Annotated in this window: 20 protein-coding genes; 7 read left to right on the forward strand and 13 right to left on the reverse strand. The window is 70.3% G+C overall.

The window, feature by feature from the left end:
- Positions 1-2: 2 nt before the first annotated feature.
- From IPN02_18460 to IPN02_18470, 3 genes are all read right to left on the reverse strand, one after another.
- Complete coding sequence (locus IPN02_18460; protein ID MBK9298770.1) at positions 3-1,043, reverse strand: cytochrome c oxidase assembly protein; 1,041 nt, start codon at positions 1,041-1,043, stop codon at positions 3-5.
- Positions 1,044-1,095: 52 nt separating this feature from the next.
- On the reverse strand, positions 1,096-2,238 hold the full coding sequence (locus tag IPN02_18465) for an SCO family protein (protein MBK9298771.1): 1,143 nt from the start codon (positions 2,236-2,238) through the stop codon (positions 1,096-1,098).
- Between the two features lie 108 nt (positions 2,239-2,346).
- Complete coding sequence (locus IPN02_18470; GenBank protein ID MBK9298772.1) at positions 2,347-2,970, reverse strand: copper chaperone PCu(A)C; 624 nt, start codon at positions 2,968-2,970, stop codon at positions 2,347-2,349.
- A gap of 86 nt (positions 2,971-3,056) precedes the next feature.
- On the opposite strand from IPN02_18470, the gene IPN02_18475 reads away from it, so the two are divergent.
- Complete coding sequence (locus IPN02_18475) at positions 3,057-4,037, forward strand: PIG-L family deacetylase (GenBank protein ID MBK9298773.1); 981 nt, start codon at positions 3,057-3,059, stop codon at positions 4,035-4,037.
- A 128-nt stretch (positions 4,038-4,165) separates the two neighbouring features.
- Positions 4,166-5,014 carry a ChbG/HpnK family deacetylase gene (locus IPN02_18480; protein MBK9298774.1) on the forward strand — a complete coding sequence of 283 codons (849 nt, stop codon included), beginning with the start codon at positions 4,166-4,168 and terminating at the stop codon, positions 5,012-5,014.
- A 32-nt stretch (positions 5,015-5,046) separates the two neighbouring features.
- Here IPN02_18480 and IPN02_18485 read toward each other — a convergent pair whose 3' ends face one another.
- The 3 genes from IPN02_18485 to IPN02_18495 form a co-directional block, all read right to left on the reverse strand.
- A complete protein-coding gene (locus IPN02_18485) occupies positions 5,047-5,565 on the reverse strand; it encodes a thermonuclease family protein (protein ID MBK9298775.1) in 519 nt (172 codons plus the stop codon).
- Positions 5,566-5,582: 17 nt separating this feature from the next.
- Positions 5,583-6,029, reverse strand: a complete 447-nt coding sequence (locus tag IPN02_18490) for a hypothetical protein (GenBank protein ID MBK9298776.1) — start codon at positions 6,027-6,029, stop codon at positions 5,583-5,585.
- A 93-nt stretch (positions 6,030-6,122) separates the two neighbouring features.
- Positions 6,123-7,520 (reverse strand): amidase, encoded by a 1,398-nt coding sequence (locus IPN02_18495; GenBank protein MBK9298777.1) that lies wholly within the window; start codon positions 7,518-7,520, stop codon positions 6,123-6,125.
- Positions 7,521-7,602: 82 nt separating this feature from the next.
- Between IPN02_18495 and IPN02_18500 the strand changes: the two genes are divergently transcribed.
- Positions 7,603-8,481, forward strand: a complete 879-nt coding sequence (locus tag IPN02_18500) for a thioesterase family protein (protein MBK9298778.1) — start codon at positions 7,603-7,605, stop codon at positions 8,479-8,481.
- A gap of 60 nt (positions 8,482-8,541) precedes the next feature.
- Positions 8,542-9,528 (forward strand): LLM class F420-dependent oxidoreductase, encoded by a 987-nt coding sequence (locus tag IPN02_18505; GenBank protein ID MBK9298779.1) that lies wholly within the window; start codon positions 8,542-8,544, stop codon positions 9,526-9,528.
- Between the two features lie 18 nt (positions 9,529-9,546).
- On the opposite strand, the gene IPN02_18510 is transcribed toward IPN02_18505, so the two are convergent.
- The gene (locus tag IPN02_18510) at positions 9,547-11,037 is read right to left on the reverse strand and encodes a carotenoid oxygenase family protein (GenBank protein MBK9298780.1); all 1,491 of its coding nucleotides are present in this window, start codon (positions 11,035-11,037) and stop codon (positions 9,547-9,549) included.
- A gap of 200 nt (positions 11,038-11,237) precedes the next feature.
- On the opposite strand from IPN02_18510, the gene IPN02_18515 reads away from it, so the two are divergent.
- Positions 11,238-12,782: an SH3 domain-containing protein gene (locus IPN02_18515; protein MBK9298781.1), complete on the forward strand. Its 1,545-nt coding sequence runs from the start codon at positions 11,238-11,240 to the stop codon at positions 12,780-12,782.
- Between the two features lie 50 nt (positions 12,783-12,832).
- Here the strand turns inward: IPN02_18515 and IPN02_18520 are convergent, their stop codons facing one another.
- Positions 12,833-15,535: a cation-transporting P-type ATPase gene (locus IPN02_18520; GenBank protein ID MBK9298782.1), complete on the reverse strand. Its 2,703-nt coding sequence runs from the start codon at positions 15,533-15,535 to the stop codon at positions 12,833-12,835.
- A 229-nt stretch (positions 15,536-15,764) separates the two neighbouring features.
- Here IPN02_18520 and IPN02_18525 point away from each other — a divergent pair, with 229 nt between their 5' ends.
- On the forward strand, positions 15,765-16,919 hold the full coding sequence (locus IPN02_18525; protein MBK9298783.1) for a site-2 protease family protein: 1,155 nt from the start codon (positions 15,765-15,767) through the stop codon (positions 16,917-16,919).
- Here IPN02_18525 and IPN02_18530 read toward each other — a convergent pair.
- Positions 16,916-17,725: an SDR family oxidoreductase gene (locus tag IPN02_18530; protein ID MBK9298784.1), complete on the reverse strand. Its 810-nt coding sequence runs from the start codon at positions 17,723-17,725 to the stop codon at positions 16,916-16,918. The genes IPN02_18525 and IPN02_18530 overlap by 4 nt on opposite strands.
- Positions 17,698-20,304 carry an LLM class flavin-dependent oxidoreductase gene (locus IPN02_18535; GenBank protein MBK9298785.1) on the reverse strand — a complete coding sequence of 869 codons (2,607 nt, stop codon included), beginning with the start codon at positions 20,302-20,304 and terminating at the stop codon, positions 17,698-17,700. The genes IPN02_18530 and IPN02_18535 overlap by 28 nt, the downstream gene beginning before the upstream one ends.
- 72 nt (positions 20,305-20,376) lie before the next feature.
- Between IPN02_18535 and IPN02_18540 the strand changes: the two genes are divergently transcribed.
- Positions 20,377-20,559: a hypothetical protein gene (locus IPN02_18540; GenBank protein ID MBK9298786.1), complete on the forward strand. Its 183-nt coding sequence runs from the start codon at positions 20,377-20,379 to the stop codon at positions 20,557-20,559.
- Positions 20,560-20,640: 81 nt separating this feature from the next.
- Here IPN02_18540 and IPN02_18545 read toward each other — a convergent pair whose 3' ends face one another.
- The 3 genes from IPN02_18545 to IPN02_18555 form a co-directional block, all read right to left on the reverse strand.
- Positions 20,641-22,074, reverse strand: coding sequence for a DUF1298 domain-containing protein (locus tag IPN02_18545; GenBank protein MBK9298787.1), 1,434 nt, complete (start codon positions 22,072-22,074; stop codon positions 20,641-20,643).
- Between the two features lie 120 nt (positions 22,075-22,194).
- Positions 22,195-22,830, reverse strand: coding sequence for a phosphatase PAP2 family protein (locus IPN02_18550; GenBank protein ID MBK9298788.1), 636 nt, complete (start codon positions 22,828-22,830; stop codon positions 22,195-22,197).
- Positions 22,831-22,935: 105 nt separating this feature from the next.
- Complete coding sequence (locus tag IPN02_18555; protein ID MBK9298789.1) at positions 22,936-23,757, reverse strand: PD-(D/E)XK nuclease family protein; 822 nt, start codon at positions 23,755-23,757, stop codon at positions 22,936-22,938.
- Positions 23,758-23,847: the final 90 nt, after the last annotated feature.

A 23,847-nucleotide genomic window follows, 5' to 3' on the forward strand; every position in this document is an offset into this window, starting at 1 on the left:
GCTCAGTTGAGCCGCTCGGGCGGCAACGGTTCGGAGCTCGGCTCGGACTGCTGTTGCCCGGCCGGGGCCGGGTTGAGGGGGGAACGGTCCGGTCGGGCGTCTCCGGGGCGGGCGCCGCTCAGTGCCGGCTCCCCGAGCGGTGCACCGGCGCTGGTGTACGAAGGCCCGTCGACCCATTCCGGCTCGACGCTGCCGTCGTCGTGCACCAGGCGACCCCGGTACTTGGGGCCGAACTTGTTCGACAGCCCGGACTCGTTGGTCCAGCGGATGAACAGGGCCAGGATGGTGGCCCACACGATCGGGGTGGCGCCCAGCTTCATGATGACGCCGGCAAACTGCTGGTCCTCGACCGCCGACCACTTGGTGATTACCCGCGGTGCCAGCTCGTAGGTGCGGTAGATCGGTTCGGCCGAGATGAGCAGCGCCGCCGACGGCACGATCACCACGATGCCGACAGCGAGGAACAGGTACCCCATCATCCCGGGGTAGGAGCGCATGCGCAGCGACCTCACCGGGCTGATCACGGGCAGCCACAGCACGACGGCGGCGACGATCCAGAGGATGTCCATGACGAACGATCCGATCTGGCTGGATCGCAACAGGTCGGTGGTGGGCGGGGCGTGGGTGGCCACCATCGTGATGTTGAAGACCAGGGCGGCGACGAGCGGTAAGGCGAGAATCCGGAAGACCGAGGTGAGCCGGAGCTTGGCGAGCATCGCAGCAAACATCGGCTCGGGGAGGCCCAGCATGATCAGCGGTGTGGCGACCACGCTGTAGAGGACGAACTGGGTCATGTGCGCCGAGGCCAGGTAGCCGGCGCCCAGAGCGCCCAGCGGCCAGTCGCTCGCCGCCCACAGCACGAGCACGCCGGCGACGAAGAGCACCTTCTGGCGGCGGGCGGTCGTGTAGCGGCCGGCGGCAGCGGCCCGGTGGGCAACCACGAAGTACCAGGCGAGAATCGCCACCATCGTCAGCCAGACACCGATGTAGATGGTGGGCGCCCACGTCCATGGCTTGGTGCTCGCCGCACACCACCAACTCATCGCGCGCCACCAATCGGCCTGCGCCTCGGCGACCGCCAGGTCGGCTGAGCGATCATCGCGTCGCCTCGGTCACCGGGACCACCGGCACCAGCACGTTGAGCTCGCCGGCCTTCTCGAAGGTGAGGGTGACCGGCATCATGCTGCCGCTCTCCACCCTCTTGACGTCCATCAACATCGCATGGGTGCCGCCCGGCTCGAGGCGGACCGTGCCCTCGGCGGGCACCTCCACGCCGTCGGGGAGCTCCTTCATCGAGGTGGCGCCGCCATCCTCAACCGTTTCGTGAAGCTGCACGTCCGGCGACGATTGGGTCGTCGCCCCGAGCAGCCGGTCGGCTGCGCCCTCGTTGGTGACCGTGAAGTACAGCGCGCCGTTGGGGCCGGTTGGCTCCGGGGCCCGGGCGTCGCTGATCGTCAGGTCGCCCAAGGTGGCGCCGCCCCACTGCGTCGTCGGCTCGGTGGTCGAGGTGGCACCGGCCTCGCCGGTTGAGGCCGAGCCGCCATCGGGGTTCGACCCGGTGACGGGTTTGATCGCCGCCAGAAGGGGGATGTCGTCGGAGTACTGGCTGGTGCGGGTGCCGAACGGGTACACGGTGTAGCCCCGGTTGTCCGGGGCGAAGGCCAACACCTGGCCGGCGTGAGACACGGTGTAGTCACCGTCGGGGTCGGGTTTGCCGTCCTCGGTGTCGAACTGGGCTGGGGGAATCCCGGCGGCCTTCTCGGCCGCTCGAATCTCTTCCTCGGTGCCGGTCAGCCCGATGAACTCGGGGTCGAAGTTGCCGAGGAACTTCTCCATCACCTTCGGGGTGTCGCGGGTGGGGTCGGCGGTGACGAAGACCACTTTGGCGCTGGGCATGCCGGGCCGGGCGAGGATTTCCGACAGCTGGGCCATGTGGACCGGGCACACATCCGGGCAGTTGGTGTAGCCGAAGAACAGGAAGGTCAGCTTGCCGTCGGTCTGCTCGTAGAAGTCGAACGGGTTGCCGTCGAGGTCGGTCAGGGTGAACTGCGGACGGTTGGTCGGCTCGCCGAGCACGACCCCGGAGTACTTGCTGTCGGGTTCGTTCCCGGCGGCCACCTCGTCGCCGGAGCCGCAGCCGGCCGCCAGAAGCAGCCCGGCGATCGCCAGGATCACGACGACCCGTTGCCGCCCGGCGGATGCGTGGGACGCAAGCGGGTGCGATCTCGGGCGGTTCATGGCGCCACGCTAGGCGGGCAGAGGAGGCCGTCCCAGTCACCTGGACAGGGAAAGGCGTCACACGTCCAAGTGTGCCGGACGGCGCTTGGTGGCTCGGGGAGGGCCGACTCAGCCGTGGTCCATGCCGCCGTGGTCGGCGCCGTCGGAGTCCATGTCGCTGTGGCCCATGGAGCCGCCCAGCTCGGTGAGGGGGATGACGGGCACCTCGACCTCGACGTCGCCGGCCTTGTCGAAGCTCAGCGTCACCGGAACCTGCTCGTCGGCCGTCAACGGCTCGACCTTCATGAACATGGCGTGCAGCCCGCCCGGCTCGAGGACGGTCGTCGTGCCGGCGGGCACGTCGATCCCTGAGGGGAGTTCCTGCATCGAGGTTCGGTCACCATCGGTGACCGTCTCGTGCAGCTGCACCTCGGGAGAGATCCCGGTGGTAACCGCCACCAGCCGGTCGGCGGTGTCGCCGTCGTTGGTGATCGAAAGAAACATCCCGGTGTTCGGTCCGGCGGGTTCGCCGATGCGGGCATTGGAGATCTTGAGGTCGCCGACGCTCGCCTCGGTCCCGCCGGACTCGGCGGTGACCTCGGTGCTCGACGCCTTGGCCTCGGGGGTCGTGTCGTCCGAGGAGCAACCGACCGCCAGCGACGCGCCGGCGATCACCAGCGCCGCCAGGGGGAACAAACGGCGAGTGCCGGAGCTGACGCGGGGGGAGGAGGGGGCCGGGGAGGGGTTGGACATGGGCCATGGTTTAGATCGCCGGTCCGGGCGGTACCAACCCGCCCCCCTGGTGTTCTGGGCGAGAGACGGTCGGTAGCCTCCCGACGGTGAGCAGCGATCCGACCAGTTCAACCTCCGTTCCCGGCGAGGCCGATTCCAAGCGATCGTCCGCCGGGCGTAGCGATGCCCCGGTCGACCGGCGGGGGCAGCCGCTTCGTCTGCTGAGCATTCATGCCCACCCCGACGACGAGGCGTCGAAGGGGGCGGGGGCGGTGCGCAAGTACGTCGACGACGGCATCGCCGCCACCCTGGTGTGCTGCACCGGCGGCGAGGCCGGCGACATCTTGAACCCGGCGATGGACCGGCCGGGGATCGCCGAGAACCTGCCGGCGATTCGCATGGTCGAGCTGGGCCGATCGGCCCAGATCATCGGGTTCGACCGGGTGGAGTTGCTCGGCTACAGCGATTCGGGCATGGAAGGAACGGAGGCCAACGCACACCCCGGCAACTTCGCCAACGCCCCCTTTGACGAGGCGGTCGGGCGGCTGGTGGCCATCCTGCGACGCGAACGGCCCCAGGTGGTGATCACCTACGGCGACGACCAGCGCTCATACGCCCATCCCGACCACCTCCGGGTGTATGACATCTCCCTGCCCGCCATCGAGGCCGCCGCCGACGCCGGCTATCGCCCCGAGCTGGGCGGCCCACACGAGGTCGACAAGGTGTATTCCTCGGTGTGGTACCGCAAGCGCATGGAGGCGCTGCACCTGGCGATGGGGGAGGCCGGCCTGGAGTCACCCTTCGACGAGGGCTGGCGCAAGCGCTGGTCGGACTTCGACCAGGACCATCGGGTGACCACGCTGATCGACGTGTCGGGCTACTACTGGGTGCGCGAGGGCGCACTGTTGGCCCACGCCACCCAGATCGACCCCAATGTGGGGTTCTGGTTCGGGGTTCCCGATGAGATCTCCGACCGGGTCGAGCCCTACGACACGTTCGTGCTCGAACGATCCACCGTTGGATCTGCGAACGGTCAGGACGGGCCGAACGGATTTGAGGGCGACCTGTTCGCCGGATTGCGGGGTTGACCGGCGGCGACGAGCAATCCACCGCCGGCACCGCTCCGGCCACCGGGCCGCTGCGGATGAGCCTGTCGAGATGAACGCAGGATCGCCGTGGGGAACACCCAGGGGTCTGGCCGGTACGCTGCCGGGTGGTGAGCGAACTCTGTGAGGCGATGGGACGGTCGGCCGACGACCGGTTGGTGATCTTCACCGTCGATGGGCTGGGCCGTAGCCATGCCGCCAACGCCGGGGTGTACTCGGCGCTGCGCCGAGGGTTGGCGACGTCGGCGGGCCTGATGGTGCCCGCCCCGTGGGCCCGGCACGCTGCGGCGCGCTACCGGGGCGAGCAGGTTGGCCTGCTGCTCACGTTGATCGCCGAGTCCGACCTGTACCGCTGGGGCCCGTTGACCAGCGCCCCGTCGCTGCTCGACGGCGACGGCGGGTTTCCCCGGACCCTCGAGGACCTGTGGGACCACGCCGACCTCGACGAGGTGTACCGGGAGGCCCACGCCCAGATCGAACGGGCCATCCTGTGGGGCTTCGACATCTCGTATCTGTCGTCGCACCTCGGGGCGATGGAGCGACGCAGCGAGTTCTTTGGCGTGTACCTGGAACTGGCCGAGGAGTACCGCCTGCCCGTGCGCCTGCCGTCGGCGAAGGACCAGCGCAACCTGGGGGTGCCCCTCAGTAGCCTGGCCGCCCAGGCGGGTGTGCTCACCCCCGATCACGTGGTGGCGGTGCGCGGCGGGTCGGCCCGGCGCACGATCGAGGGAGCCCTGGCGGCCCTGGAACCCGGGGTGACCGAGCTGCGGCTTCGACCGGCGCTGGACACGCCCGAGCTGCGGGCCCTCGGCGACGACTGGGCCGACCGGGTGGGCGACCTGGACGTGGTGATGGACGCCGACATCTCGGTGCTCATGCAGCGGGCCGGCGCCAAACCGATCGGCTGGGCCGACCTGCGCCGGGCGATGGGCCGTCGCAACGGCGTCCACCGGGGCTGACCCGGCGCCTCGGGGCCGCTGCGGGCACGCGGTCACGCAAATGGATGGGGACAGGCACCCCATGCACCGATGCGTTCGGCCCGCGCCCGGTTGCGGGCGGCGGCGTAGTCGCCCACGTAGGCCTTGTTGGGACCGATCCGTAACGTGTCGGCAAACCCGTTGGCCAACAGGTGCTCGTTGACCGACACCTCGTCGGGCAGCCGGGTGACGTACGCGAGGAGCCGTCCATAGCGGTCGCGCAGCTCAGCATCGCGTTCCAGCCGAACCCAGGTGCCGCTCGGCAGCATCGTCTTGGTTTCGTGGCTGGCCTCCGGGCCGAAACAGCCGACCGGGCGGCGCGGGTCGACCGTCTCTGGGGTGTCGATGCCGAGCAGGCGTACCCGTTCGGTGTGTCCGTTGAGGCTGACGTCGATCGTGTCGCCGTCGGCCACGGTGCGCACCTGGGCGACGCCGGGGCCGGAGAAGCGGGGCTGGGAGCCCCCGCCGGCGCGGACGGTGGCAACGGTGGTGATGGTCGCAACGAGAGCGAGGACCAGGGCGAGCCGCTTCACCGTCGGGCCGGACGTTGCTAGGCGGCCGAGCGGGACCGGCGGATGCGCCGTGCCGGGAGCGAGAGCGCCTCGTCGAGCCCGGTGGGGCGCCCGGCGCTGATCGCCCCGGCCAGTGCGGCCCGCTGTCGAGCGGCGGCCTCGGCCTGCGCCTCGGCCTCGGCGCGTTGGCGGGCCGCAGCGATGACCTCGCGAGCCCGGGCCACCCGACGGCGGCCCAGCTCGCAGGTGTCGGCGTCGAGGCGCACGGCGCTCCAGGCGGTGCCGGCCTCGGGCCTGCGTCGGCGCTCAACCGCTTGGCCCAACGAGGCGCGAGCGGCGGCCACCCGTGGGTCGCCGCCGGTGGCCGGCGGTGCGGTCACCGGCGATGCGGTCACCGGCGATGCGCCGGCCTGGGGCGCGTCGACCTGCGGCGCGAGCTCGGAGCCGTCGGCGATCAGATCGAGGAGCGAAAGCTGTGTACCCATGTCGCCATCTTGACGACGGCCTGTGACAACCAGGCATGGGGACCGCTCCCCGGGGCCCAGGTTTGCCCGCCCCGCTGGTTCACCCGGTTGGCCCTATACGGGGGCGCCGGGCGCCACCAGCGGCCATGGGCACTGGGACTCGGCGGTGGCGGCCAGGTCCAACAACAGCTCCTCGGCGTGGTGTCGGGTGGCCACCTGCATGCCGACCGGCAGGCCGTCGAGCTGTTCGATCGGGATCGTCACCGCCGGGTTGCCCACGATGTTGTACGGGATGGTGAGGGCGCCGTTGTTGCCCAGGTCGACCTTCTCGCCCGCCACCCGGGTGTTCACCTCGAGGCGGGCAGGGAAGGCGGTATCGGGGTTGGTGGCCGAGATGATGAAGTCCACCTGGTCGAAGAGTGCTGCCAGCGTGGCGTTGGCCCGGGTGCGGGCTGCCTCGGCTGCACCCATCGTGTCCAGGTCCATCGCCGAGTCGGCCATCTCCAGGCCAAACGCGGTGGCGGCGGTCAGCTCAGCGAGCTTGTCCCGCCAGTCGTCGCCCAGCTCGTGGCGCAGGTGGCACAGGTTGCCCATCGCCCATTCCAGGCCCAGGCCGGGCAGCTCCACCGGAACGTCGACGAGCTCCAGGCCGGCGTCGGCGGCCAACGCCTCGCCGGCCTCGCGCACCCGGCGGGCCACCTCGGGGTTGACCGTCGCCACGCCCAGGTCGGGCGCGATCACGGCCCTGCGGCCCCGCATCGCCTCTCCATAGCTGCCCAGGTTGGCTTCCCAGCCATCGCGGCGGGGCAGCGAGTAGGGGTCGGCGGGGTCGTAGCCGGAGGCGACGTCCAGGTGGCGGGCCAGATCGCGCACCGAGCGGGCCAGCACGCCGTTGACGACGGTCATCGGGTGCACCGAGGCGTTGGGTCCCCTCGGGATGCGACCGGCGGTCGTCTTCAGGCCGGGCAGGCCGCAGAAGGCGGCGGGGATGCGGATCGAACCGCCGCCGTCGCCACCGGTCGCCAGCGCACAGATGCCCGCCGCCACAGCCGTTGCCGATCCGCCAGAGCTGCCCCCTGGCGTGGCGTCGGCGTTCCAAGCGTTGCCGGTGATGCCGTTCAGCCGGGTGTTGGATACGTTGAGGCCGCCAAACTCGCTGGCGGTGGTCAGCCCGAAGGGCACCGCCCCGCCGCGCTCCTCGGTGCGGGCCACGTTGATCGACGTGTCGGTGGCCATCTCGTCGGCGTACAACAGGCTGGCCTGGGTAGCGGGCCAGCCGGCGTAATGATCGAGCTCCTTGACCCCCAGCGGCACCCCACCGAAAGGCTTGGACACATCGGCCAGCGACGCCTTGGCGAGCGCCTGTTCGGCGTCGAGGTGGCTGAAGCAGTTGAGTGCCGTGCCCTCCGCCGCTTCGATCGTCGCCTCCATCTCCTCGGCGGGGGAACGCTCCCCCGATCGGAAGGCTTCGACGAGCGAGCTGGCATCCCCGGTCCACGGTGCGTCGGTCATGGCGCAAACGTAGAACACCTCGGCCGACGGCGAGGTCCGTTTGCGCCCGACCGCACCGGCGGGCCCGGTACGATCCCGTCCCGTGGACGTCGGAGAGTTTCTGGGCCTCGAGGCCACGCACAACCCCCATCGCTGGTACCTGCCGGTGGCGCCCGGCCTGGCCACCCTGGGCAAGTTTCTCTTTGGTGGGGCCGGCCTGGGGGCATCGATTCTGGCGCTCGAACGGACGACCGAGCGGCCGGTGGTCTGGGCGACCGCCCAGTACCTCAGCTACGCGATGATCGGCGAGATCGTCGACCTCGACGTCACGATCCCCGCCGCCGGTCGAAATACCGCCCAGGCCCGCGTTGTCGGGCGGGTAGGTGATCGGGAGATCCTCACCGTCAACGCCGCTTTGGGTGAGCGGGAGCTCGACCGGACGGGCCAGTGGACCGAGATGCCCGACGTCCCCGCCCCCGACGACTGTGAGATCCGGGAGTCCACCGGCGGCGGTGGATCGTCGATCATGTCGCGCATCGAGAGCCGCCTGGCGGTCGGCCAACAGTGGGACCAGCTCAACGGCGAGCCCGCCGAGGACGGCCGGGCCGCCATGTGGGTGCGCCTGCGCGACGTCGATCCGTCGGCGGCCAGCCTGGCGGTGCTCGGCGACTACGTGCCGTGGGGGATCAGCCAGGCGTTCGGGTCGTGGACGCGCTCGAACAGCCTCGACAACACCCTGCGGGTGATCCAGGTGGTCCCGACCGACTGGGTGTTGTTGGACGTGCGCATCCAGGCCGTGCATCACGGTTTCGGTCACGGCGACGTCTACCAGTGGTCGAGCGACGGCACGCTGATGGGCATCGCCAGCCAGTCAGCCATCGTGCGGGAGGTGTCCGAGCCCACCCCGGGCAGGCTGCCGCCCTGGATGACGCGTGAGATCGAGGCTGCGTCGGATCGTGCCCCGACCGGGACGTCCGAGTAGCCCGGCAGTTCCAGGGTCGTAGCGGAGAAAACGGCCGTTCCCGGGTCCTATGGTGAGCACATGACTCGCCTGGGGATGACCGTTCCGTTCGACAACGTACCGCTGGGGGAACAGCGGGACCGGTTCGTCGAGCTGGAGGATGCCGGATACACCGACCTGTGGTCGGCCGAAGCGATGGGCGCAGACGCCTTCACGCCGCTGGCACTCGCCTCGGTGTGGACGCCGTCGATGCGCCTCGGCACCGCCATCGTCCCCGCCTTCACCCGGGGCCCGGCGCTGCTGGCCCAGTCGGTTGGCGCCCTCGCTCAGGCGGCACCCGGCCGCTTCACCCTCGGCCTGGGCACGTCGTCGGACGTCATCGTCGAGCGCTGGAACGGCATCGACTTCGATCGGCCGTACTACCAGGTGCGCGACATGGTGCGCTTCCTGCGGGCGTCGCTGACCGGCGACAAGGTGAGCGCCGAGGTTAACGGCACCAGCATCAAGGGGTTCCGCCTGGGCGTGGTGCCCAGCGAGCCGGTGCCGATCCACATCGCCGCGCTGCGGGAGGGCATGTTGGCTTTGGCCGGGCGCGAGGCCGACGGCGTGATCCTCAACTGGCTGGCCGCGAGCGATGTGCCGACGGTGACCAAGATCGTCCACGATGCCGCCGAGGGTGCCGGGCGGCCGGACCCCCAAAATGTGGAGGTGGTCGCCCGCCTGTTCGTGGCGGTCACCGAGGACCGGGACACGGTGATGGCGCTCGGGCGTCATGCGATCGCCGCCTACCTCAACGTGCCGGTGTATCGGGCATTTCACGAGTGGCTGGGTCGTGGCGAGCAGCTCGGTGAGATGTGGCGGCTGTGGGGCGAGGGCGATCGCAAGGCCGCCCTGGAGGCCATCCCCGATTCGGTGGTCGACGAGCTGATCATCTGGGGCTCGGCGGGCACGTGCCGGGAGCATCTCGACGCCTACGTCGATGCCGGCGTGACCACTCCGGTGGTGGCGCTGTTGCCCTTCGGCTATGACGAGCGGGCTGCAGCCCGGGCGTTGGCCGCCGCCGGCTGATCGCCGCAACCAGCGTGATCAGCCCTCGGCGAACCAGTTGCCGTGGAACCCGAAGGGCACCCGGCGGGGCAGCTTCACCCGGGCGACCGGTCCGGCGGCGACGTCGCGTGCGTCGACGATGTCCAGGTAGCTGAGGTCGCGGGCCAGGTCGGTGGTGAAGGTGGTCAGCCAGCCGTCGTTCTCGGACGTCCCGGCGGGGTCGGGGGCAAACGCCGCCTCGCCGCACGCCTCATAGGGGCCGCACCACCAGGCGGTCGACTCAGAGCGCTCGAGGTCCCAGGCGGCGACGCCGGCGAACGTGGCGTCGCCCCCGACCACGTCGCGCACCAGGCCCACGTAGCCGTAGCGGTTGGCCCGCCCGGTCAGCGCGTCGTTGATGCGGGGGAAGTCGCCGGGGCGGTCGTCGAGTTGTTCGTCGCTCACCCGACCGGCGGCCGGATCGATCCTCCAGCGATGCAGCGTTGGGGACACGTCGGCCGGGGCCTGATCTCCGAAGCTCACCGGCAGCGCCGAGGACCGACAGCCGACCACGTCGATCACGCCGTCGGCCCCCTCGGAGGCGTTGAGGAAGTGGAAGACGTAGCAGGGGTCGATCTCCATCCAGGCGACGTCGCCGGTGCCGTCGAGGTTCATCACCCCGACGCGGGCGCCGAGCTCCGGTTCCCAGCGGGTGAAGGGTCGGCCCTCCATCAGGGCGGTCAGGTCGAACACCGCCGGAAGGTCGAAGAACACGGCGTGACGTTCGGTGATGACGAAGTCGTGCATCATCACCGGTCGGGGCAGCTCGATCTCGGTGGTGCTCAGCAGCGTGCCGTCGGGTGAGGCGACGTGGTAGCGCAGGTAGGGCGGCACGGGGGAGTAGCCGAAGAAGCAGAGGTTGCCGGTCGCCGGGTCCACCTTGGGATGGGCGGTCATCGGGCCGCTGAGCGCTCCGCCGAAGCTGAACTCGCCGAGCGTGGCGAACGAGTCGGGGTCGATCTCGGTGGGCGGCGAGGCCTCCATCAGGGCCAGCATCCGCCCGGCGTGGCTGATCACGTGGGTGTTGGCGGTGTTCTTCATCATGCCCACGTTGGCGACCACGTCGGCCGGTGGCAGCTCGAAGCCCGCCAGCCCGCTGAACAGCGGCCGGCCGGCCTCCGCTTCGGCGAGCATGCCCTTGGAGCGCACCCAACGGTTGCGGTAAGCGGCGCCGGAGCCGTCGAGGCGAACGCCGTGCAGCATCGCGTCGCCATCGAAGAGGTGGTAGGCACCACTGGGAGCGAGCAGGGGGTTGGGTCCGTTGCGCACGTAGGTGCCCACCAGGGCGGGCGGCAACTCGCCGATCACCTCGAGGCGGTCGGCGTCGATCTCATCATGGACCGGTCGGTACTGGCCGAGCAGGTGGGGCACCTCGCACCGGCTCCAGTCCGCCAGCGCCCCATCGCTCATCGATAGCTCGTCGTTGCCCTGGTCCGCCTCCCCGTGGGGTGGGTCGGGCTCGGTGGTCTGGGGTTGCGCCGTCTGGGTCATGTCGAGTGTCTCCGTCCTGGTTCGCTCACGCTATGGCAGCTTCGATCGCTCGCGTCGGGAGTCACGCCGAGCGGTGCGCCGTGTACCAACAGCGGCTGATCGCCGGTTGCGTGGGCCCGCCGCCCGACCGTCCACCGGATTGACCGCGGCGCGCGGCACACTGGAGGGCAGCGGGCGGTTGACCGGGAGGTCTTCTCAGCATGCGCGCTCCAACTCCCGCCGCCGGGATCGAAGTGTTCGGCCGCCGGGCGACGGTCGCGGCCGTCGGGCTGATCGTCGTGCTGGCCGGGTGCAGCGGCGCTCCCGAATCCTCCGCGAGCCCCAAGCCGTCCATGCGCGAGGTGTCGCCGACCACCACGGTGCCGTCGAGGGGCTCGCCATCCTCGTCATCCTCGTCAACGACCGCCCCGCAGCCGGTGACCGGCGTGTCCACCGACGGCCTGAGGGCCCCCGCTGCCACCTTGCCGCAGATGAGCGGCGACTCGGCGGTTCCCTTCGATACCGATCGGATGGTCTCGATCACCGAACCGGCCGTGGCCACCGTCGTCGCCCGCCGCTGTGACGGCGGTATCGAAGCGTCGACAGCGTTCGCCGTCGACGAGCATCATCTCGTCACCGTGGCCTCTGCGGTGGCCGAGGACGGTAGTGACCCGGCCAGCGGGGTCGACCCCGCGCCGTGGCTGCACCTGGGAAGTGGCGATTGGGTGCGGGGCAAGGTGGTCGGCACCTCAACGTCGCCCGGCGTGGCCGTCATCGAGGTCGACGCAGCGCTCGACCGGTCGCTGAGTTGGGACGAGGCGCGCCCGACCGCCGATGCCTGGGGTGCCGTCGTCGGCTCTCCGGCTACCTCCGACGGTGGATCCGACCTGTTGGCCGCGCAGGTCATCGGGCCGGTCGATGCAGGCTGGGTGCCGATGTCGAAGGTGAAGGCGGCGGCGGCGGGCCGGTCGGGACCCGGTCACATGGGTGCGCCCTTCGTTGACGGCCGGGGCCGGGTGGCGGGCATGGTGATCCTCACCGACGGTCAGGGCGACACGATGGCCATCCAGGAGGCGGCGCTGGTGCGCGACCTCGCCGCAAAGATGATCGATCGGCCAGAGCGGCCCACGACGACCTGCGACGCCAACGCCGGCAGCCGCATGAAGCTGGCTTGGGCGTTGCTGCTCGAGCGCAACGGCAGCGACACCGACGCCACCCAGTTGGGGGGTCGAGCGGGGTTGACCAAGTTTGGGCGGGTGGGCGTCGTCGACCCGTCCCATCCGTCCTTCGTCGCCGACCGGGCTTCGGGTGCGGTGGTGCTCGGTCCCTTCGCCAGCCGTAAGAAGGCCAAGGCCGCCCGCAAGCCGGTCGGCGCGATCCTCTCCAAGTTGGATCTCGTCGCCGATGCCGAGGTGATGCTGGTCCCCAGGGACACCTTCCCCGCCGAGGCACCGACGGCGCCGACCACCATTCCGATTGCCCCGCCGTCCACGCGACCTGTCACGACCGAGAAGAAGTCGACGGGCACCGACGAGCGCGCCAACGGCGACTGCTCGGGGCCCCGTTCGACACGGGTGATCTCGGGGGCGCCCTCCGGCTACAGCTACAAGCTGCGCTCGGGTCCCTCGAGCGGTGCGTCAGTGGTGGCGATGGGAGCCAACGGCCGACAGGTGTCGGTGGTCCAGGGTTCGGCGAGCAACGGGTTCGTCAAGATCGCTCTTCCCGACGGCCGCTGTGTCTGGGGGGCGAGCGCCAACCTCGGCTGAACGCAGCGATGCGGACCGACCGCCACGTGCGGTCGGTCGAGCGCCGATCGTCAGCTCTGCTTCTCGTGCTCGGGTGGTAGCTCGCTTCCTTCTCGCACTGGCCCACGGACGGCGCGACGCTTCCACATGGCGTCGGCGACGAGAACCGCCGGTGCGGACAGCAGGATGACGGGCCAGGTGGCGGCGGGTGGGAGGCGTTGCCCAACGAAGTTGGCGAGTGCGGGCACAGCGATGAACAGCCCCGCTAAGCAGACCTCGACGACGACGGCGGCGAGGAGGAACCGATTGGTGAACCATCCGAGCCTCCATGCCGGGCGCGTGAGGCTGCGACAGGCAAAGGCATTGGCGCTCTGGGCGACGACGACGGTGAGAAACGCCGCTCCGGATGCCGCTGCCAGTTGAATCCCGGTCGGGAAGGGGTCGCCCGGGCGCCAGCCGGCGGCCATGAGCCCGACGATGAATGCGCCCATCTCGAAGACGGCCTCCGTGGGCCCGGCCACTGTGAAGGCTCGGATTGCCGTCGTTCGGTTGAGTAATCGCCCCGAACTTGGTGGCTGGGCCATGACGCCCTCGGTCGCCGGCTCGGCGCCGAGGGCGGCGGCCGACAGGGTGTCGGTGCCAATGTCGAGTGCCAGCACCTGCAGGACCCCGAGCGCCAACGGAAACCGGCCGCCGGAGAGCGCCCAGATGGCGAAGGGCGTCAGCTCGGCGACGTTGTCGGTGAGGTGGTAGGTAAGAAACCGACGAGCGTTCTCGAAGGTCGCCCGGCCCTGTCTGACTGCGGCGACGATGGTGGCGAAGTTGTCGTCGAGCAGCACAAGATCGGCGGCCTCCCGCGCCACGTCGCTGCCGGTGAGGCCCATGGCCACGCCGATGTCCGCCTCGCGCAGGGCGGGCCCGTCGTTGACACCGTCGCCGGTCATGGCCACGACGTGCCCCCGGGCACGAAGTGCCTTGGCGATGCGCAGCTTCTGCTCAGGGCTGACGCGTGCGATGACCACGCCGTCCCGATCGATGAGTGCGCCGAGCAGCTGATCATCGTCGGGAAGGTCGGTCCCCGACAGCACGGGTGCGTCGCTGGTTCGCAGGTCAACCTGCTCAGCGATCGCCCGAGCGGTACGCGGGTCGTCACCGGTGATCATCGCAACACCGATTCCCGCCGCACGGCACGCATCGATGGCCCCGCGAGCCTCCGGGCGGGGTGGGTCCTGGAATCCCAGCAGCGCGAGCAACTTGAGACCGTGCTCGGCTTCATCGGCAGTGGTCGGCACCCGCTCCGGCCGTGGACCCGCTGCTGCGACGGCCAGCACCCGCAGGCCACGCTCGGCCATCGCCGCCAAGGCCGCCGGGGCCGATGGATCGAGGGCGTCGCAGCGTTCGAAGACGGAGTCGGGGGCCCCCTTGACCAAGACCTCGGTGTCCGTGACGACCGAGGCCCGCCGACGGTGCGGATCGAAGGGAAACTTGTTCGTGATCGCTGCCTCGGGCATGCCCGCATCGAGGCCAAGGCGGCGGGTGAGCGCATCGATGGCGGCCTCCATCGGATCGCCGTGAGCGACCCAGACCCCGCTGTTCTCGACTGCCCGACCGGTGGAACAGGCGAGCGCTGTGATCGCCGCGTCGGCGGCCACGCGGCGGGCGGCGGGACCGTCGGCCTCAACCGTGGCAGCGGGTTCGTAGCCGCTGCCGTCGATGCGGACGAGGCCTTCGCTGGTCCAGACCTGAGCAACGCTCATCCGGTTCTGGGTGATCGTGCCGGTCTTGTCGGTGCAGATGAAGGTGGTCGACCCCAGCGTCTCGACCGACTCCAACCGTCGGACCAGCGCATGTTGATCGGCCATTTGCTGGGCGCCGATGGCCAGCGACAGCGTGACGGTCGGCAGCAGCCCTTCGGGCACCAGCGCCACGGTGATCCCGATCGCAAAGATGAACCCATCGGAGGCGGGGGTATCCAGGAGCGCTGTCAGCCCGAAAAACGTCGCCCCGACGCCAACGGCAATCGCAGCAACGGTTCGAACGAGCCGGTGCAGTTCCCGCGTGAGCGGCGTATCAGGGCGATCGGTGCTCTCGGTCAGTACAGCGATCTGGGCCAAACGGGTGCGGGAACCCGTGGCGCTGACCACTGCGAGGCCTTGACCCTCGACCAGGAACGAACCGGCGTACAGCGTGTCGCCCACAGCCACCGAGTCCGGAACGCTCTCGCCCGTCAGCGTCGACACGTCCACCGAAAGCCCGTGGCTCTCGACACACTCAAGATCCGCACTGACCCGGTTACCCTCGGCGAGCACCACCAGGTCGTCCGGCACCACCTCGGTGGCGAGGATCGTAGTAGGGACGCCGTTACGGATCACCGTGACGCTCTGAGGCAGCAGGTCCCGGAGACGCTCGGCGGCTCGATCGGCCCGATGCTCCTGGACGAATGCGAAGACGCCGTTGATCACGATGACCACGAAGATCGCCCCGCCCAACTCCGGCAGTCCGCCCAGGATCGCCAACACGCCCGCAGCCCACAGCATGAGGGCGAAGAAGTGAACGAACTGGGCAACGAGCTTGCGCCACGCCGGAACCCGCTCGGGAGGAGGCATCTCGTTGGGCCCGACCCGAACCCGCTGCGCGGCGACCTCCGCCTCGGTCAGGCCGTCACGTCTGGTTGGCTCGCGTCGCCCGGTCACGTGCGGTCCTCCACCGTCCGCCGAATCAGCGTAGCCTCCGTCTGGTTGGGGACCCTTGGCCTCACGCCGACGCAGAGGCATCGCTAGGTTGACGCCCATGGCGGATGAGAACCTCGGTCGGTTTGCGGGGCCGGGCTTGCGGATGGTCCGGTTGGGGCTGTGAGTTCGGGAACGGGCCAGCGGACCCCCGCCGGGTACCGGGTGGAGGCGGTGTCCTGGGACGGAAACGACGGTGGCCCCGATCACCTGGAGGCGTTGCTGAACGGCTGGGTCGCCGAAGGGATCGACGCTCAACTTGAAAGGACCAGGTATGCATCAAAGCTTCTCGTTCGGTCGCATCCTCGGCGTGAAGGTGGGGGCGAACTGGAGTGTCATCGTGATCCTCTGGCTGATCGCGTGGAGCCTCGCCGATGAGCGCTTCCCGGTGGTCGCACCCGGCTACAGCACCACCTCGTACTGGATCTCCGGCGTGCTGGCGGCGGTCACCTTCTTCATGTGCCTGCTCGCCCACGAGCTGGCCCACTCGGTGGTCGCCCGCCGATACGACGTGCACCTCGAGGGCATCGTTTTGTGGCTCTTCGGTGGGGTATCGAAGTTCACCGGAGACCCGCCGTCGGCCCAAGCCGAACTGAAGATTGCGGCGGCGGGTCCGGCGACCAGCATGGGGATCGCCGTCGGGTTCTTCGCGCTGACCCGCCTGGTCGACGGCGTGGGCGGCTCGGCCTTGGCGGGTGCAGCGCTCGGCTGGTTGGGTTGGTTCAACGGCAGCCTGGCGGTGTTCAACCTGGTGCCGGCCTTCCCGTTGGATGGAGGGCGGGTGCTGCGCGCGTGGCTGTGGGGTCGCCATGGGGACAAGCGCCGTGCCACGGCCAGTGCCGCGAACGCCGGGAGGCTCTTTGCCTACGTGCTGATCGGGCTGGGGCTCCTGCAGTTCCTCATCGGCGGGTTCGTCGGTGGGCTTTGGTTTGTGTTCCTGGGGTGGTTCCTGTTGTCGGCCGCTCAGGCGGAGGCCTCGCAGTCCATGCTTGACGATCAACTGCATGGAGTGACCGTGCGGTCCGCCATGACACCGAACCCGGTCGTGGTTCCCGCAACCGTCACCGTTGGCCAGTTGATCGACGGGTGGATGTTCGATCATCGATGCTCCACCTTTCCGCTGGTCGATCGGGAGGGCGCCGTCACCGGCCTCGTCACCATTGCCCGCGTCAAGTCGGTTCCGGCGGATCGCCGGGCCACGACACCGGCGATGGAGATCGCAGCGCCGCCGGTGGAACTCGTGACCTGTCAGGTCGACGAGCCCCTGTGGCCGGTCATCACCCGGCTGAGTGGATCGGCCGACCAGCGGGCGCTGGTGTACGACGGTGACACTTTGGCGGGCATCGTGTCGCCCAGCGATGTCACCCGGGTGCTCGAGCTGACCCAGCTGGGCAACCCGGCGACGATCCAGGCACCCCCCGGGCCCTAGCCTTCCAGTGAGGCCTGCAGCTTGCGCATGCCGGCCATCCACCGCTCCCGGTCGGTGCCCTTGTGGGCGGCGTAGCGGCCCACCTCCTCGTGGGGCAGGATCAGGAACCGTTCGTCGGCCAACCCGGCGAGCACCGTCTCGGCGACCTCCTCCGGTTCGATGATGTTCATCGACCGCACCACGTCGGCGGCCAGCGGCGTGTCCTCGCCGTCCTCGCCCGGGGGAAACAGGAGCGGTGTGCGAACCCCTTGGGGGCACAGGCACGACACCTTGATGCCCCGGTCGCCGTAGGTGATCGAGATCCACTCGGCAAACGCCACCGCAGCGGCCTTGGTGACCGAGTAGGGGGCGTCGCCCAGGTTGGTCAGCAGGCCGGCGGCCGAGGCGGTGGTCAACAGGTAGCCGCCGCCCCGCTCCAGCCAGAGCGGCACCAGGGCCCGGGCGGCCCGCACGTGGGCCATGGTGTTGATGTCCCAGATCGAGCCCCAGACGCCGTCGTCCGCCTGCTCGGAGGCGCCGGTGGCGATGCCCGCGTTGGCGACGAACAGATCGATCGGGCCGACGTTGTTCTCGACGTCGGCGACGAGCGCCTCGTTGGCCCCGTCCCGGCCGACGTCGAGTTGCCGGGGCACGCACTGGCCCGACACCCCGGGGGCCACCGCCTGGGCGACGGCCCGCGCACCGTCGAGGTTGCGGTCGGCCAGCACCAGGTTGGCCGGGCCCTCCTCGGCGAAGCGGCGGGCCAGGGCGGCACCGATGCCGCTCGCTCCGCCGGTGATCACGATCGTTTGCTCGGCGAGTTCCATCTCCGAACCCTACGCGGCTGCGGCCGCCAAAAACGCCCAAAACTCCTCGATCGTCGTTCGGGTGGTGCGGGGCTGCCCACCGCCACCCGCACGGCCACGCGGCCGGCGACGACGGTGCGGGTGCACAGGTAACGGGGATCATCAGCGATCGCTTCGAGCAGCCGCCCGGTGGCCTCGTCACCGTCTACATGGGCGACACACACCAGCGCCAGCGATCTCGGTGCGACCAGCTCCAGCGTGGGGTGGGCGACGATGGCCTCCTCCAGCCAGGCGGCATCGGCGATGGCGGTGCGGATGTGGTCTCGCAGCCCCTCCAGGCCGTAGTGGCGCATCACGAAGAACAGCTTGAGGGCCCGGAAGCGCCGGCCGAGCGGCACCTGCCAATCTCGAAAGTCGACCACCTCGCCCGCCTCGGACTGGGCGGTTCGCAGGTACTCGGGGACGATGCTGAGCGCCTCGGTCAGGGCCGCCCGGTTGCGCACCCACAGGGTGGAGCAGTCGAAGTTGGTGAGCAGCCACTTGTGCGGGTTGAACAGGTAGCTGTCGACGCGCTCCACCCCGTCGCTCACCCAGCGAAGCTCGGGCGCCACCCCGGCCGATCCGGCCCAGGCGGCGTCGAGGTGCAACCAGATGCCGAGCGGTTCGGTGACGTCGGCAATCGCTTCGACCGGGTCGAATGCCCCGGTCGAGGTGGTGCCCGAGGTGGCGCACACCAGCAGCGGCACCAGGCCGGCGCGCCGGTCCTCCTCGATCAGGGTGGCCAGCGCCTCGGGGTCCATCGCCAGCACGCCGTCGGTGGGCACCGCCCGCACCCGCGCCGCAGGAATGCCGGCGACGCGGGCGTCCTTCTCCAGCGACGAGTGGGTTTCGGACGTGCCGTAGACGACAAGCGATTCGATGGACACCGGGTCGGCCGACGATGGGTTGTCGGGCACGGCGTCGGCGGTGGCTCCGCCCTCGGTGCTCACGGTCGCAACACCCACCCCCAGGCGGTGGCGGGCGGCCAGGATGGCGCACAGCGTGCCCGACGAGGCCGAATCCTGGATCACCCCGCCGCCCGGCCCGGGGGTGCCGTCGCTGCGGCGGTGCCGGAAGTCCTCCGGCAGCCCGCACGCTTCGACCAGCCAGTCCAACACGTGTTGTTCCAGCTCGGTGACCGCCGGGGAGGTGGCCCACAACATGCCCTGCACGCCCAACCCGGCCGAGACCAGCTCGGCCAGCACCGCCGGCGGGCTGGCGTTGGCGGGGAAGTACCCGAAGAAGCCGGGCGCCTGCCAGTGGGTGAGCGCCGGGACGATCACCCGGTCCAGGTCGGCGACGGCACCGGCCAGGTCGCCCCCGTGTTCGGGCGGGTGGGCGTCGAGCTGGTCCCGCACCCACCCGGGCTCCACGGACGGGCCGACCGGCAGGTCGTCGGTGCGACGCCAGTAGTCGGCCACCCAGTCGATCAGTTGGTGGCCGTGGGTGCGGAACGCCGACTCGGCCAGCTCGAGGCGCTCCCGCCGGGCGTCGCCGCTCCGCCCCGTGTCGCGATGCGCCACCGCCTCCATCGTCAGCCGGATCGTTCCCAGGCGGTCCTCGCCCCAGGGCAGCGGCATGATCACCGCCTCGTCCACGCCGGCGTCCTCGTACGCATCGACGGCCGAGGCGACGGTCTCGGCGTCGCCGCAGATGTTGATGGCGTCGATCATCTCGTCGCTCATCGCCGCCTCGGCGGCGCTGCGATCGCCGGCCTCGAACGCGGCGCCGAGCGCGGCCACCTCGTCGGCGAAGCCGGCCCGCGCGAACGCCTTGGCGTAGGCGGGCACGACGGCGTAGCCAAACAGGTCGCGACGGGCCTTGGCTCGGGCGGCCCCCGGATCGCACACGCCGACGTGCACGTAGGCCGACACGCGCACCGAACCGGGCGGCCGCCCGGCGGCCAACTCGCCCTGGCGCACCTGCTCGACGCACCAGGGCACCGCCGAGGCCGGCAGGTAGTTCAACAGCACCCCGTCGGCGAGTTCGCCGGCCAGGCGCAGCATCCTCTCGTTCAGTGCAGCCAGCACCAGGCGGGGCCGCCGCTCGCCCAGGCGCACGCCCAGCCGGGTGGGGCCCACGGCGTAGTGGTCACCATCGTGGGTCACCTTGTCGCCACCGAGCAGCGGCCGGGCGAGCTCGAGCCATTCCCTGGTCTGGGCCAGCGGCCGGTCGCCGTAGCGGGCGCCGTGCCAGCGGCCGACGACCGCCGTGGAGGAGATGCCCACGCCCAGGTTGATCTCCCGCTCGGGTGACAGCGCCTGCAGCGTGGCCGCTCCCTGGACGGCCAGCAGCGGGGTGCGAAGCTGCAGCGCCAGCACGCCGGTGCCCAGTGCCAGCGTCGGGGCTGCGCAACCGGCGGCGGAGAGGGTGGCAAAGGCCTCCAGGCCGGTGGTCTCGGCGGTCCAGAAGCTGGCGAAGCCCAGCTCCTCGGCCCAGCGCGCCGCCGTGAGGCCGGCGTCGATGCCGAGCGGCTGGAACGAAGCGAAGGTGATTCCCGGCGCTCGGCGTCGTACAGCGTCGGGTGCGGCGGTCGGCTCGGTGACGGTGTGAGCGGTCATCGCCGCACGGTACCCAAGCCCCGCGTGGAGGGGCTGCTTGTCGCTCTGGAATTCCCGCGTAGACTGACCAACGTGACCGAGACGACCATTGACTCCACCACCGAAAGCACCCTGTCCGAGTTGAAGGCCCTCGTCGATCGCGGGCTGGGCGGGATCAACGAGCGGCGCCTCATGCCGGCCGGCGAGGTCGCCGACCTGCTGCTCGACGTGCGCATGCTGTTGCAGGACCTCGAAAGCGAGTCCCTGGTCAACTGATCGGACAGCGGCTGGGCGGGCCGCAGCTGCCGCACGATGGATCGGGGTTGGGCGCGCTTCGCGGGGTCGGTGCCGACCGGGCTAGGCCGTCAGCACCTCAAAGGCATCGGCGATCGCTTCGGCGAGTTGATCGGGTCGCTTGACCGCCGCTGTATCAGCGTGGATCCCAACGTTCATCACGCCGCGATAGCTCATGGTGGTGACGTTCACCGCCGCCCCGGTCAGCGGGCCCAGCGGGTAGTTGGCCTCGACCAGAGCGCCGCCCATGAACGTGTCGAAGGGCGCGGCGCGCAGGTTGGACAAGACCAGGTCGATGTTGGACGTGACCCATTTGCCAACGTGGGTCAGCAGGGGGGTGGGCACCAGCCGGGCGCCCGAGGCCAGCGAGCCCATCGCAGCCACCGAGCGCTCACCCTTGGCCTTGGTCATCACCTCGGAGATGGCCTGCAGGCGTTGCACCGGTGTGAGGTCGGGGCTGGCCGGGAGGATGGTGAGTGTCGGCGCAAACAGGTTGCCGCCCGAGGTGCCGCTTCGCGTGCTGATCGGCACGGCCACCCGAAACTCGGTCGGCGTGGTACCGGCGTCGACGTGAAGGCGGACCGCCGCCTCGACGACGGCGGTGGAGAACAGGTCGTTCACCGTCACGCCGGCGGAGCGCGCCGCCTCGATCACCCGGTCGAGCGGGAAGTCCATCGTTGCCATCGCCCGGCCGGTCGAGCGGTCGGTCCACAGCGGGCTCAGACGCCGCTCGACGCTTCTGGCCTGGCGGGCCAGCGAGGAGGCGATGTCGATCACGTCGGCGCCGGTCTCGGCCAGCCGGGTGGGGTGGCGGACGTGATCCAACACCTCGGCAATGCTGGTCCTGGTGCGGTCGAGTGTCTTGCGGGTGGCGTGGCCCATCGTTTCGAACAGTTCGCCGAGGGGCAGGCCACCTGCGGCCTGCTCGATCAGCTCGACCGGCGGCGGGTTGGGGGCATCGCGTTCCAGGTCGATGAAGGCCATCGACATGCGCAGTCCGCCTTCGCCGTCGGTCACGGTGTGATCCATGCGCTGCACCATCGCCGCTCGGCCGTCCTCCAGCCCGGTGACCAGCACGAACTCCCACAGCGGCCGGTCGCGGGGCAGCGGCTCGCCGTCCAGGTCCGAGGCGAACTGTTCCAGCCCGCCCGGTCGGCGGTAGCGCTCGGGCAGCGCGGTGACCCGGAAATGGCGATCGATGTGATAGTCGGGGTCGCGACGCCAGGACGGCGCCGCCAGGCGCGCCGGTGCCTCCTCCACCCGTTGATGCAGCCGGGGCACGATCTGGGCGGCCCGGTCCAGGCGGGCCCGAAGCCGCTCGATGTCGGGAACCGAGTCGAGCTTGGTCAGGTTGGCGAACTGGGCGGTCAGCAGCGGGTCGGACTCGAGTAGCCACATCAGGTACTCGAGGTCGTTCATGCGCTCGACCCCGGACGCCGGGGTCCGGTCGCCGGATGTGTCGGCGGCCTGCTGAGACGATTGATCGCTGTCGGCCATCCACACAGGGTAGGCAGGCCGACAGCCGTGGTGCCGAGGTGAGGTTGCTGGGCGATTGCTGAGCGCCTGGTTTGGTTCTGCCGCTGTGGTGGGGGAGCGCTCGGGCACCCCGCGCACTCCTCAGGCGGTCCGGGGTGGTTGCCGTGAGTCGTCGAGCGGCACGAAGCGCAGCGCCGCCTTGCCGAGTGCGTATCCGATCAACCCGCCGCCAATCGTGTCGACCATCCAATGGATGCCGACGTGCACCCGGCTGAGCGCCACCGCCCCGGCCAGGCCAAACCACACCGGCGTGGGCACGTCGCTGTCGTCGGACAGCAGCACCGCAGCGCAGAATGCTGCGCTGGAGTGGCCGCTGGGAAACGACGAGGTTCGCGGGGTGCGCAGCGTCCACTCCTTGAATCGGGGAACCGGGCGAGGCCGGAGCACCAGCGCTTTCAGCGGCCCGTTCACCAGGGCCGATTCGATGCCCATTGCGGCGGCAAAGCGCCCCACCCGCTTCCAACGATCGGGGCGGGGCAGCGATTGGGCCGCGCCGAGCACCGCCCACACCAGGCTGTGGTTGGCCGACTCGGTCAGGCCGAACACCGCCCGGTCGACCGGGTGATGGCCCCGGAGGCGGTCCCAGGCCGAGTCGATCGTCCCATCGAGGTGGTCCATCCAGGCCGGAACCGGGATGATCCCCTTGGACTTGGGCTCGAGGGCAACTCCAACCGGTTGGCCGGGCTCGGGAATGGGATCAGCTGGGAGGGTGCTCACGTTGGCTCCGGAAGGTCGGGCGGCTCGGCACCCGATACCCGTTGGGTGCCTGCGAAGCTCATCAAGCTAGACGGCTGGCCGGGCAGCGGTTCCGGGCGTGTTGCCTCAGGCGGCTCGGGGCGGCTTCACGCCCAGCTCGACGACGGCCTGCGCTGGATCGCCGCCCTGGGTGGGGCAGTACTTGGCGAAGGCACACCAGTTGCACAGCGGGCCCGGCTTGGGCCGGAAGTCCTCGTGTTCGCAGGCCCGCTCGACCGCCGACCAGATCGCTCCGACGCGTCGCTCCAGCCCACGGGTGGACTGGTCGCTGGGCGTGGCGACGATCACCTGGGGGTTCTTGCCCAGAAACAGCAGTTGCACCCGGGCGGGGCGGCGGCCCAGCACCCGCTCGCACAGCAGCGAGTAGAAGTGCACGCCACCCAGTTTGGACTGTTCGTAGCGCTCCGACGGTGGGCGTCCGGTCTTGTAGTCGGTGACGACCAGTTCGCCGTCGACGGTCAGCTCGAGGCGGTCGATGATGCCCCGCAGCCGGGTACCGGCCAGCTCGGTCTCCATGCGCAGCTCGAGGCCGACCGCGTTCACCTGGCTGGGATCCTCGAGCAGAAACAGCCGCTGGGTCATCTCGGCCGCCTCGGCCTGAAACTCGGCCCGGCCGGCGTCGTCGAGGCCAAGCGCCTGCACGTCGGGATCGTCCCACGCCTCGAGCGCCGCCTGGTCAAGGCAGGCGGCTGCGGCCTCAGGGGTGCGTTCCGCCGGGGGGAGAACAAAAAGCAGCTCGAGAGCGCGGTGCACCAGGGTGCCGCGCTCGGCCGGAATCGACGGCGGCTCGGGCAGCCGCTCGACGGCGGAGAACCGGAACGACAATGCACAGTCGGTGAAGGTGGCGACCTTGGACGGGCTGAGGGTGGTGGGCAGATCGAAGGCCATGGCGTCCATGGTACGAGAGGGTGGTGACAGTCTTGACCGCTCGACGTCGCGGACGGCTCGACCAACCGACGCAAAGAGCCTCCGCTCGGC

It is taken from the genome of Candidatus Microthrix subdominans (assembly GCA_016719385.1).
Classification (GTDB): domain Bacteria; phylum Actinomycetota; class Acidimicrobiia; order Acidimicrobiales; family Microtrichaceae; genus Microthrix; species Microthrix subdominans.